This window comes from Enterobacter cloacae complex sp. P14RS (assembly GCF_014895895.1).
In the GTDB taxonomy this organism is placed as follows: domain Bacteria; phylum Pseudomonadota; class Gammaproteobacteria; order Enterobacterales; family Enterobacteriaceae; genus Enterobacter; species Enterobacter bugandensis.
The window spans coordinates 474,640-485,407 of sequence record NZ_JADBQM010000006.1; the positions used below are offsets into that span (position 1 = coordinate 474,640).

At 56.9% G+C, this 10,768-nt stretch carries 11 protein-coding genes; 6 read left to right on the forward strand and 5 right to left on the reverse strand.

Annotation, left to right across the window (positions count from 1 at the left end; translation table 11 throughout):
- The first annotated feature begins 23 nt into the window (after positions 1-23).
- The 3 genes from thiM to IM295_RS06290 are packed head-to-tail and all read left to right on the forward strand — an operon-like array spanning position 24 to position 2,380.
- Positions 24-794, forward strand: a complete 771-nt coding sequence (gene thiM / locus IM295_RS06280; RefSeq protein WP_193066403.1) for a hydroxyethylthiazole kinase — start codon at positions 24-26, stop codon at positions 792-794.
- Positions 791-1,591, forward strand: coding sequence for a bifunctional hydroxymethylpyrimidine kinase/phosphomethylpyrimidine kinase (gene thiD, locus IM295_RS06285; RefSeq protein ID WP_045259759.1), 801 nt, complete (start codon positions 791-793; stop codon positions 1,589-1,591). The genes thiM and thiD overlap by 4 nt, the downstream gene beginning before the upstream one ends.
- Positions 1,592-1,633: 42 nt before the next feature.
- The gene (locus IM295_RS06290; protein WP_028013821.1) at positions 1,634-2,380 is read left to right on the forward strand and encodes a GntR family transcriptional regulator; all 747 of its coding nucleotides are present in this window, start codon (positions 1,634-1,636) and stop codon (positions 2,378-2,380) included.
- Here the strand turns inward: IM295_RS06290 and IM295_RS06295 are convergent.
- Genes IM295_RS06295 through IM295_RS06305 form a run of 3 tightly spaced genes read right to left on the reverse strand, consistent with a single transcriptional unit; the run spans position 2,354 to position 5,582 of the window.
- The gene (locus tag IM295_RS06295) at positions 2,354-3,307 is read right to left on the reverse strand and encodes a PfkB family carbohydrate kinase (RefSeq protein ID WP_193066404.1); all 954 of its coding nucleotides are present in this window, start codon (positions 3,305-3,307) and stop codon (positions 2,354-2,356) included. The two genes, IM295_RS06290 and IM295_RS06295, sit on opposite strands and share 27 nt — an antisense overlap.
- Entirely contained in the window at positions 3,304-4,308 is a 1,005-nt protein-coding gene (locus IM295_RS06300) for an ADP-ribosylglycohydrolase family protein (protein ID WP_047367942.1), read from the reverse strand. The genes IM295_RS06295 and IM295_RS06300 overlap by 4 nt, the downstream gene beginning before the upstream one ends.
- Complete coding sequence (locus IM295_RS06305; RefSeq protein WP_028013818.1) at positions 4,305-5,582, reverse strand: nucleoside permease; 1,278 nt, start codon at positions 5,580-5,582, stop codon at positions 4,305-4,307. The genes IM295_RS06300 and IM295_RS06305 overlap by 4 nt, the downstream gene beginning before the upstream one ends.
- A gap of 250 nt (positions 5,583-5,832) precedes the next feature.
- On the opposite strand from IM295_RS06305, the gene fbaB reads away from it, so the two are divergent.
- A complete protein-coding gene (gene fbaB, locus IM295_RS06310; protein ID WP_008500869.1) occupies positions 5,833-6,885 on the forward strand; it encodes a class I fructose-bisphosphate aldolase in 1,053 nt (350 codons plus the stop codon).
- Positions 6,886-6,953: 68 nt separating this feature from the next.
- On the opposite strand, the gene yegS is transcribed toward fbaB, so the two are convergent.
- Complete coding sequence (gene yegS, locus IM295_RS06315; RefSeq protein WP_049000327.1) at positions 6,954-7,853, reverse strand: lipid kinase YegS; 900 nt, start codon at positions 7,851-7,853, stop codon at positions 6,954-6,956.
- 141 nt (positions 7,854-7,994) lie between these two features.
- Between yegS and IM295_RS06320 the strand changes: the two genes are divergently transcribed.
- Positions 7,995-8,495 (forward strand): DUF523 domain-containing protein, encoded by a 501-nt coding sequence (locus IM295_RS06320; protein WP_193066405.1) that lies wholly within the window; start codon positions 7,995-7,997, stop codon positions 8,493-8,495.
- A gap of 161 nt (positions 8,496-8,656) precedes the next feature.
- Here IM295_RS06320 and yegQ read toward each other — a convergent pair whose 3' ends face one another.
- Positions 8,657-10,018 carry a tRNA 5-hydroxyuridine modification protein YegQ gene (yegQ, locus tag IM295_RS06325; protein WP_008500866.1) on the reverse strand — a complete coding sequence of 454 codons (1,362 nt, stop codon included), beginning with the start codon at positions 10,016-10,018 and terminating at the stop codon, positions 8,657-8,659.
- A gap of 318 nt (positions 10,019-10,336) precedes the next feature.
- Here yegQ and IM295_RS06330 point away from each other — a divergent pair.
- On the forward strand, positions 10,337-10,768 hold a 432-nt coding region (locus IM295_RS06330; RefSeq protein ID WP_193066406.1), incomplete at its 3' end, for a hypothetical protein.

The following is a 10,768-nucleotide window of genomic DNA, read 5'->3' on the forward strand; positions in this document are numbered from 1 at the left end:
TCACGCAAGGCAGGAGCGAACCCATGCAGCCTGACCTGCTCGATTTACACGTTTTACACCACTTCCGTACCCGTTCTCCGCTGACCCACTGCATGACCAATGACGTCGTACAGACCTTTACGGCCAACGTTTTGCTGGCCCTTGGCGCATCCCCCGCGATGGTGATTGAGGCCGAAGAGGCCGAACAGTTTGCCGCGATAGCCGATGCGCTGTTAATCAACGTCGGCACGCTAACCGCACCGCGCGCCCAGTCGATGCGTCGTGCCATTGAAAGCGCGGTGGCGGCAGGCAAACCCTGGACGCTGGACCCGGTTGCGGTGGGTGCCCTGACGTTCCGAACCCGTTTTTGCCATCAAATTTTGGCCCTGAACCCGACCACCATTCGCGGCAACGCCTCCGAAATCCTGGCTCTGGCCGGAATGAGCGCGGGTGGGCGCGGCGTTGATACCACCGACACCGCCGCCAGCGCGTTGCCTGCCGCTCAGGCGTTGGCCCGCCAGACCCATGCCATTGTGGTGGTCACCGGCGAGGTGGACTACATCACTGACGGAGAGCGGACCCGAACGGTAACGGGCGGAGACCCGTTAATGACGCGCGTAGTGGGCACCGGGTGCGCGCTTTCTGCCGTTGTGGCGGCGAGCTGCTCGCTGCCGGGGGACAGGCTGGATAACGTTGCCGCCGCCTGCGGATTGATGAAGCGGGCCGGAACGGTCGCCGCTGCGCAGTCGCGTGGCCCGGGCAGTTTTGCCAGCGCCTTCCTGGATGCGCTCTATACGCTGGAGGAACAGGCATGAAGCGGATTAACGCCCTGACCATTGCCGGTACCGACCCCAGCGGCGGCGCGGGCATCCAGGCCGATCTGAAAACTTTCTCGGCCCTTGGCGCGTATGGCTGCTCGGTGATTACCGCGCTGGTGGCGCAAAACACGCGCGGCGTGCAGTCGGTCTACCGTATCGAGCCGGATTTTGTTGCCGCGCAGCTGGATTCGTTGTTCAGCGACGTGCGGATTGATACCACCAAGATCGGCATGCTGGCCGAAACGGACATTGTGGAGGCGGTGGCCGAGCGGCTTAAACGCTATCAGGTGCAAAACGTGGTGCTGGATACCGTCATGCTGGCAAAAAGCGGCGATCCGCTGCTCTCCGCCTCCGCCGTTGAGACGCTGCGCAAAAAGCTGCTGCCGCAGGTGGCGCTCATCACGCCCAATCTGCCGGAAGCCGCCGCGCTGTTAGGCACGTCGCACGCGCAAACTGAACGCGAAATGAAAGAGCAGGGGTATGCGCTGCTGGCGATGGGCTGCGGGGCGGTGCTGATGAAAGGCGGTCATCTGGATGACGCTGAAAGCCCGGACTGGCTCTTTACCCGCGACGGCGAGCAACGTTTTACGGCTCCGCGCGTACAGACCAAAAACACCCACGGCACGGGGTGCACTCTCTCCGCTGCGCTGGCGGCGCTGCGCCCGCGGCATGACGGCTGGGCTGATACGGTGCGAGAAGCGAAAATCTGGCTGTCGGCGGCGCTGGCAAAAGCCGATACTCTGGAAGTCGGTCACGGTATTGGGCCGGTTCATCATTTTCATGCGTGGTGGTAACCCAGTATACTGGCAGAAAACACCACGCCTGAGAAAACAGAGATGGAACAAGCGCATACCCGGTTAATCGCTCAACTGACTGAACGGATCGCCGCGCCTGACAACACGCCGCTGTACTTGAAATTTGCCGAAACGGTAAAAAACGCGGTGCGCAGCGGCGTGCTGGAGCACGGGAACATTTTGCCCGGCGAGCGCGATCTGAGCCAGTTAACCGGCGTGTCGCGGATCACCGTGCGCAAAGCGATGCAGGCGCTGGAAGCCGAGGGCGTTGTCACGCGTGCCCGGGGTTACGGCACGCAAATTAACAACATCTTCGAATACTCGCTCAAGGAAGCGCGCGGGTTCTCTCAGCAGGTGGTGCTACGCGGTAAAACGCCTAATACGCTGTGGGTCAATAAACGCGTGGTGAAATGCCCGGAAGAGGTGGCGGGACACCTGTCGCTGGAGCCGAACAGCGACGTCTTTTTGCTGAAGCGTATTCGCTATGTGGATGACGATGCGGTGTCAATTGAAGAGTCCTGGGTGCCGGTTGGGCTCATTCCCGAACCGGATGCGATAGGAATTTCGCTGTACGACTATTTCCGCAGTCAGAATATCTTCCCGCAGCGCACCCGTTCACGGGTCAGCGCCCGCATGCCGGACAGCGAGTTTCAGGCGCACATTAAGATGGACGAAAAAATACCGGTGCTGGTGATCAAGCAGGTTGCGCTTGACCAGCAGCACCGGCCGATTGAGTACAGCATCAGCTACTGTCGCAGCGACCTATACGTCTTTGTGTGCGAGGAGTAATTCCTCACGAGTGGGCGCGCAGTCGCCGCCGCGATGGCTCACCACCCAGGACGCCACGGCATTCCCCAGCAGAACGGCGTCTGCCAGCGACCATCCCGCCGCCAGCCCGGCAAGCGTGCCGCCCGCGTGGCTGTCGCCAGCGCCAATGGTGTCCACTACCGTGGCGGGAAACGCCGGAACAACGCCCGATGCCTCGCCATCATACCAGGCAGCCCCGTCTTTATCATGCCGCACAATCAGCGCGGCGCCGAAGCGCTGCTGCCACTCCTCGCCCAGGTTTTCAGCCTCAACGCCCAGCCTTTCAGCAGCGAGCTCCGCTTCCTGACGATTAAGCGACACGATCGGCCTGCAGGCCATAATCCGCGCCATCAGCGCGTCGGGGATATCCGCGATGCGTGGGCCGAAATCGATAAGCGCCGTCACGTCCTCCAGCCCTTCAAGCCAGCCCGTCAGCAGCTCGCCGCACGGCGAGGCCAACTGGTAGCCGGAGAGATAAACCAGGCTATTTTGCGGGACGTTTAGCTCGTCAAGCCAGCGCTGCTGCCACTGGTTCTCGACGCCGCTAAAGGACATGAAGGTGCGCTCGCCGTCAGGCTCCACCAGCGCCAGACACCAGCCGTTGTCGCCGGTTTCAGCCTCCACGGCGCTGTGCAGATCCTGCTTCGCCATTGCGTTACGAATAATATCCGCCCACACGCCGTGGCCGACGGGGAGGGCGTTTTGTGCCACAATGCCGAGCCGTTTCAGGGCGATGGCGATATTCAGCGCGCAGCCGCCGATATTCACCCCCTGCTGTTTAAGCTCGATATCACACCCGCGCCAGGGCAGGGCGTAGGCGTCGGCGATGACGTCAATAACTGCCGCGCCCAGCACCGTCACCGGGCGCGTGGCGTGCAGGGTGTCGAGACGTTGGGCAAAAGAATTCATACCCCCTCCCTTTGCTCCCTGAAGTGCAGCAGTTTTTCACAGTAGTGACCGAAATCGAGCTGATTAACGGCGTCGAGTTCGGCTTTGAGCGCCGGGTCAATGGCCTGCACGCCGTGGAGCGCGCCGCAGATGGCCGTCGCCATCGCGCCAATGGTGTCGGTATCGCCACCCAGATTGGCGCATAAAATGGCGCAGCGGTTCGGGTCGGTTCCCGCCAGCTCCACCATCGCGATGGCTGCCGGAACGGACTCAATGGTGCTGGTACCCGCGCCAGTGAGCTGATAAATCTGCTCGCTGGCGGAGTCGATGCCGTTGGCGTCCCGCACGGTCTTAAGCGCCAGCTCAATGCGCGCTGCGAGCGACGCGCTGAAGGTGGTGGTTTTCGCCTCCTGCGCATAGCGGGCGATCCCCGGCAGGGCATCGACGATGTTCTGCCAGCGTTCCCCGTCGATGGCGCGGGAAACCGCCCAGGCAATCACCACCGCGCCGGCAATGGCGAGATCCGATTTATGCGTCGGGCTGGAGGCCTGCGCCACCTGGTTCACAAAGTGCTCCAGCCGCGTCGCCGGGAGCAGGCAGCCCAGCGGGGAGGCGCGCATCGCCGCCCCGTTAGTCACGCCGTTGTTGTCCAGCTCGCTGACCGGTTTCCCGTCACGAATCGCGTTAAGCGCGATTTTGGAGGTCGGGCCGAGCACGTTCTTGTTAAACGCGTCGAAGTCGAGCGCCCAGTTCAGGATATGCTTGCCGATAACGTCCGCGTTAATCTCCCCGTCGCACTCGATGATCGCATCGGCCAGGCACAGCGCCATCGAGGTGTCATCGGTGAATTCTGCCTGTTTGAAATAGCAGGCCGCGTTATTCTCTGCCGGGCCGGGTAAAAAGCGGTCGATCCAGCCGAAGTGCGCCTTGACGCGCTTTCTCGGCCACAGCTCCGACGGCATGCCCATCGCATCCCCTAACGCCTGGCCGTAAAGGGCCCCGAGAATACGGTCTTGTTTCATTTAACTTCCCCTTGTGTCAGCGCGGTATCGCCATCAACCACCTCAATTGCGGTGATCTCTTTATCCGATTCGCGGAAAAACAGCATAAACAGCACGGCAATCACGGCAATCATGACTGCACCAAATGTCCACATCCCGGCCCAGTTGAAGGTCAGTCCATTCACCGGCTCTTTGTAAGCGAACATTTTTTCCATCATCACGCCGCCCAGGCGGTAACCCAGCAGGCTACCAAACCCCTGACAGCACAGCGTAATCAGGCCTTGCGCGGCGGTGCGCATGTGCACCGGCGCTTTTTTATCCACGTAGATGTACGCGGTCACGTAGTAGAAGTCATAGCTCACGCCGTGCAGCAGGATGCCGAGGAACAGCAGGGCGTAGGTGAAGTACTGTTCAGCGCCACCGTAAACAAAGAAGCCGTAGCGGATGGCGGCGGTAATCAGGCCCAGCAGTAAGACCTTCTTAATACCAAAGCGTTTGGTAAAGAACGGCAGGGCGAGCATAAAGAAGATTTCAGAGAACTGGCCGAGCGTCATCCAGCCGGTGGCGTTTTTCATCCCCACTTCAGTGAGATAGCCGTTGGCGAAGATGTAGTAGAAGGCCAGCGGCATGGCGAACAGGAACGAGCAGAAGAAGAACACCAGGAAGTTTTTGTCGCGCAGCAGGACCAGCGCATCCAGCCCCAGCATCACTTTGAAATCCAGCTTGCCGGTACTTTTCGGCGGCGTGTTTGGCAGGAACAGGGCAAAGACGCCGAGCAGGGCGGAGCTGGCTGCGGTCATCAGCAGCGGAATATTGGTATCGGAAATATCGCTGTAGCCGAGCATCTGTGGCAGGAACCCGCACGCCAGCCCCGAGGCGATCCAGCCGATAGTGCCCATCACGCGGATACGCGGGAAATCAGCCTCAACATCGTCCACGTTCGCGAAGGCAATGCTATTGGTCAGCGCGATGGTCGGCATATAGGTCAGGGAATAGACCAGCAGCAGCGGGAAGAAGGTGCTGAACTGGGTTTGCTGCGCGGCGAAGTACATCAGGATCGCGCCGGCGAACATCAGCACCGACAGCACTTTCTGCGCGGCGAAGAAGCGGTCCGTCAGCGAGCCGACCAGGATAGGAGAGAGGATCGCGGCAATCGCGGTACAGGCGTAAGACCAGCCAATTTCCCCGGCGGTAAACCCGCTTTTGCTCAGCCACAGCCACAATGGCACAAACCACGCGCCCCAGATAAACCATTCAACAAACATCATGAATGACAGTTGGACTTTCGTTTTCATTTTTTAATCCTGCATGTCAGATAAGGTACGCCTTTAACATACCACTCAATAATACCTTTTAAATACCTTTGTGGCGATTGTTTGATCAATGTAACAGTTTTGTTGTACACGAATCGAGCCAGCAGATTGTGCTGAAAAAAAATGCATATGGTGGAAAATCTGTTAAGTCGGTACCAGGCTTAGTCTGCCCATAAAAGATGGGACTGGATAAACACACACCGACACGACGTCGGATTTACGGGAGTATCACATGACTGATATTGCGCAGTTGCTTGGCAAAGACGCCGACAGCCTTTTACAGCATCGTTGTATGACCATTCCAGCCGACCAGCTTTACCTGCCTGGTCACGACTACGTTGACCGCGTGATGGTGGATAACAACCGTCCGCCTGCGGTTCTGCGAAACATGCAGACCCTCTACAATACCGGACGGCTCGGCGGTACCGGGTATCTCTCTATTCTGCCGGTGGACCAGGGCGTTGAGCACTCGGCGGGCGCCTCTTTCGCGGCGAACCCGCTCTACTTCGATCCGAAGAACATTGTTGAGCTGGCGATTGAAGCGGGCTGTAACTGTGTAGCCTCCACCTACGGCGTGCTGGCTTCGGTTTCGCGTCGCTATGCCCACCGCATTCCGTTCCTCGTGAAGCTGAATCACAACGAAACTCTCAGCTACCCCACCGAGTATGACCAGACCCTCTACGCCAGCGTCGAGCAGGCGTTCAACATGGGGGCGGTGGCCGTCGGGGCGACGATTTACTTCGGCTCTGAACAGTCCCGTCGTCAGATTGAAGAGATCTCTGCGGCATTTGAGCGCGCGCACGAGCTGGGCATGGTGACCGTGCTCTGGGCCTACCTGCGTAACTCGGCGTTCAAAAAAGACGGGGTGGATTATCACGTCTCCGCCGACCTGACCGGCCAGGCGAACCATCTGGCGGCGACCATTGGCGCAGACATCGTGAAGCAGAAAATGGCGGAGAATAACGGTGGCTATAAAGCGGTGAACTTTGGCTACACCGACGATCGCGTTTACAGCAAGCTGACCAGCGATAACCCGATCGACCTGGTGCGCTACCAGCTGGCGAACTGCTATATGGGTCGTGCAGGGCTGATTAATTCCGGCGGCGCGGCGGGCGGTGATACCGACCTGTCAGACGCGGTGCGTACGGCAGTTATCAACAAACGCGCGGGCGGCATGGGGCTGATCCTTGGCCGTAAGGCGTTCAAGAAATCAATGGCCGACGGTGTGAAGCTGATCAATGCGGTTCAGGACGTCTATCTGGACAGTAAAGTCACAATTGCCTGACGTCTCCATCTCCCTCTCCCTGTGGGAGAGGGTTGGGGTGAGGGCATCATCGCGCACCGTGTGAAACATCAGCGCAAAAGCACACAGTCCGGCGGCAGCCTGCACTGCAGCGCGCCGGGCAACACCTCAATGCGGAACTGCGTCCCGCTCAGCGGCTCTCCGTCGAGGTTAAACGTCATCCCGTGCGGAGCATTCACCTCGAACCACGCCGATTTACCGTCAATGATATTCGGGCTCTCTTCCGGCTGCGTCAGCGTGGTAAACAGCGCGGGCAGCAGACCGTCGCCGGTGAAAATGCGCAGCTGTAGCTGACCATCGTTAATCAGCGCCTCCGGGCAGAGCTGCTGTCCGCCGCCTGCCTGACGTCCGTTGCCAATCCCAATCACCAGCGCGTCACCCTGCCACTGAAAATCCTCACCGCGAATTTCGCATCGGTCCGGCTTGAGGGTGTCCATGCGCATCAAACCGTGGATCAGGTATGACACACCGCCCAGCGCCGCCTTCAGTTTTTCCGGCGTTTCGCTGGTAATGCGCGTGCCGAATCCACCCGTCGCCATATTGATAAAGCAGGTTTTGTCATTCACCTGGGCGATATCCACGGCGGTGGCTTTGCCGAGGATCGCCAGCTGAAGCGCCTTCTCTAAATCTTCCGGGATCCCGGCGCTGGTGGCAAAATCATTGGCGGTGCCGAGCGGTAATATGCCCATCACCGGGCGATCTGCCGGTGGCAGGTCGATAAGCGCAGAGGCGATCTCATTGATGGTGCCATCGCCGCCGCCGGAAATGATGGTGCTGATACCTAACGCTAAGCCTTCGTTGATATAGCGTGCCGCGTCGCCTTTTTCCCACGTCACGCGCACGTGGATACGTGCGCCGTCGTCACGCAAACCCATAATCGCCTGACGCAACGGATCGTTGCCTGCACTTTTGCCATTGAGAATCAATAAACTGTCTGGATAGGTTGCCATCCTCGCTGCTCCCTTTTTTAGCGTTAATAAGAGTGTATAGCAGAGAGGAAAAAAGCGGGTAAGAACAGGATGAAAGGAACAAAATATGCCCGAAAGCGCGCTACACTTCAGCGATGAGATTAATGTAATCACAGGAAAGTGATGATGAATAAAATTTTGGTAAGCGCTTGCCTGATGGGCTTCAGGGTCCGTTATAACGGAAGTGAAAAAGCGCGAATGAACGAGCAACTCGCTAGCTGGCAACAGGAACAACGTCTGGTTATCCACTGCCCAGAGCTTGCTGCCGGGTTGCCTGTGCCTCGTCCACCGGCAGAGATTATGTCTGCTGATGGGAAAAACGTGATGCACGGGCAAGCCAGAATTATGGAAAATACCGGGCAGGATGTGACCGCACATTATCAGCTTGCAGCCTGGCTCGCGCTACGCGCTGCTCAGGCGTCGGGGTGTAGCGCTGCATTGTTAACCGATGGCAGCCCAACGTGCGGCAGTCAGTTTATTTATGACGGATCGTTTCGAGGTATACAGAAAGCGGGGATGGGGGTTGCTGCATCGTTGCTCGCTGAGAATGGGATCGCCGTGTTCTCAGAGAAGCAAATCGACGAACTCATTGCCTGGGTTGAGGAGAGAGAAGGCAAAAAATAAGCCCGCGTAAGGGAGATTACGCAGGCTAAGGAGGTGGTTCCTGGTACAGCTAGCATTTATGGGTTATGTTTTTCAGCGGGGGGATAATACCCGTATTGAACGAAGCGGTATGTGATCCGATTCTAAGAATTATCCCAGCGCGAAAAAATTTCCCTGATTGACTATTTGCCGTGTGGGTTTCGGGTGCTTTCACCGTTGAAGTTACGCATCAGCAGCGCGAACTTCAGCTCCACTTCTTCCGGAACCGGCAGCCAGACGGTATGCCCGTCTCCCGGCGCGACCTCAATCGCTTCGCCTTTGCCGTTTTCCAGATGCTCCAGCGTGAAGTTCATGTTGCCCTGCGGGGTCATCAGCTCCAGGCTGTCGCCTTTGGTGAACTTGTTTTTCACCGCCACGGCCGCCAGCGCGCCTTTGCGCTCGCCGGTGAAGTCGCCGACAAACTGCTGGCGCTCGGAAACGGAGTAGCCGTGCTCGTAATTCTGGTAGTCGTCGTGGGTATGGCGGCGCAGGAAGCCTTCGGTATAGCCGCGGTGCGCCAGGCCTTCCAGCGTTTCCAGCAGGCTGGTATCGAACGGTTTACCGGCCGCCGCATCGTCGATGGCTTTACGGTACACCTGCGCGGTACGCGCGCAGTAGTAATAGGATTTGGTGCGGCCTTCGATCTTCAGGGAGTGCACGCCCATCTGCGTCAGGCGCTCAACGTGGGCGATGGCGCGCAGATCTTTTGAGTTCATGATGTAGGTGCCGTGCTCGTCTTCAAAGGCGGTCATGTACTCGCCCGGACGTTTGGCTTCTTCAATCATAAACACGCTGTCGGTTGGCGCGCCGATGCCCAGCGTCGGCTCAACGTTCGTCACCGGAATCGGCTCATGCTTGTGGACGATGTTGCCGATATCGTCCTCTTTGCCTTCCTGGACGTTATATTCCCAGCGGCAGGCGTTGGTGCAGGTGCCCTGGTTCGGGTCACGCTTGTTGATATAGCCAGAAAGCAGGCAGCGACCGGAGTAGGCCATGCACAGCGCGCCGTGAACGAAGATTTCAATTTCCATGTCCGGCACCTGGGTGCGGATCTCTTCGATCTCTTCCAGCGAAAGCTCGCGAGACAGAATGACGCGGGTCAGCCCCATCTGCTTCCAGAATTTTACCGTCGCCCAGTTGACGGCGTTAGCCTGTACGGAGAGGTGAATATCCATCTCCGGGAAGTTCTCCCGAACCAGCATGATTAAACCCGGGTCCGACATGATCAGCGCGTCCGGCCCCATATCCACCACAGGCTTCAGGTCGCGGATGAACGTTTTCAGCTTGGCGTTGTGCGGCGCGATATTCACCACCACGTAGAATTTTTTACCCAGGGCATGCGCTTCGTTGATGCCGAGCTGCAGGTTCTCGTGGTTGAATTCGTTGTTACGCACGCGCAGCGAGTAGCGCGGCTGGCCCGCATACACGGCGTCAGCGCCATAGGCGAAAGCGTAACGCATATTTTGCAGCGTTCCCGCCGGGGAAAGGAGTTCCGGTTTAAACATGTTTGTTCTCGTTCTGATGACAGGTCAGATCCGCATGCACCAGGTGCAGCGGTAAGGGGAGATCCCCCACTTTAAGGGCGGGAATTGTAGCGCTGCGGGGCAGGGAGGTAAAGCTCTGGGATGGACTAAGTACCGAGCAGGCATTCACAACATAATAATGAGGGGAACTAGAACCCCCCACTAATAAAGTATATTTTTCAATATGGTGTTGATCGTTAAGTTTATATAAAACACAATGCATTTATGGTTTTTATGTATGGTTCTAAAATTAATCTCATTGAGATTTTTATCACAAAATCAAACTAAAAAGGTTGACTTATGGATTATTTTTCAAATGATTTTTCTAAATATAAAGATTTTCTGCAAGGAGATATTTTTCGAGTTAATAATAAAGCAGGGTCAGCCTTCAAGGATAATGAAAAATATGCGTTTTTAATTACTGCTGATTGTGATCTTGCAAATCCATCAAGAAATGTTGAATATCTGACGTTTTTGCCAATTATATCAACCACGAGCTATTTGGAGAGTGTTTGGATTCCCTTGTTTTTTGAGAAAGTAAGAAATGATATTTCAAAATCACTACATAAGCTTATATTAGGCTCTGGAGTCCATAATATTTATACTTGTGAGGAGCTAAATGAGAGAGAGATTAAAGAGTGGTTAAAAGAATCTAGTTATGAAAGTATATTAAATGATTTAAATATTACAAATCAACAGGACTCAATAATTAATGATATACAAATTGATAAA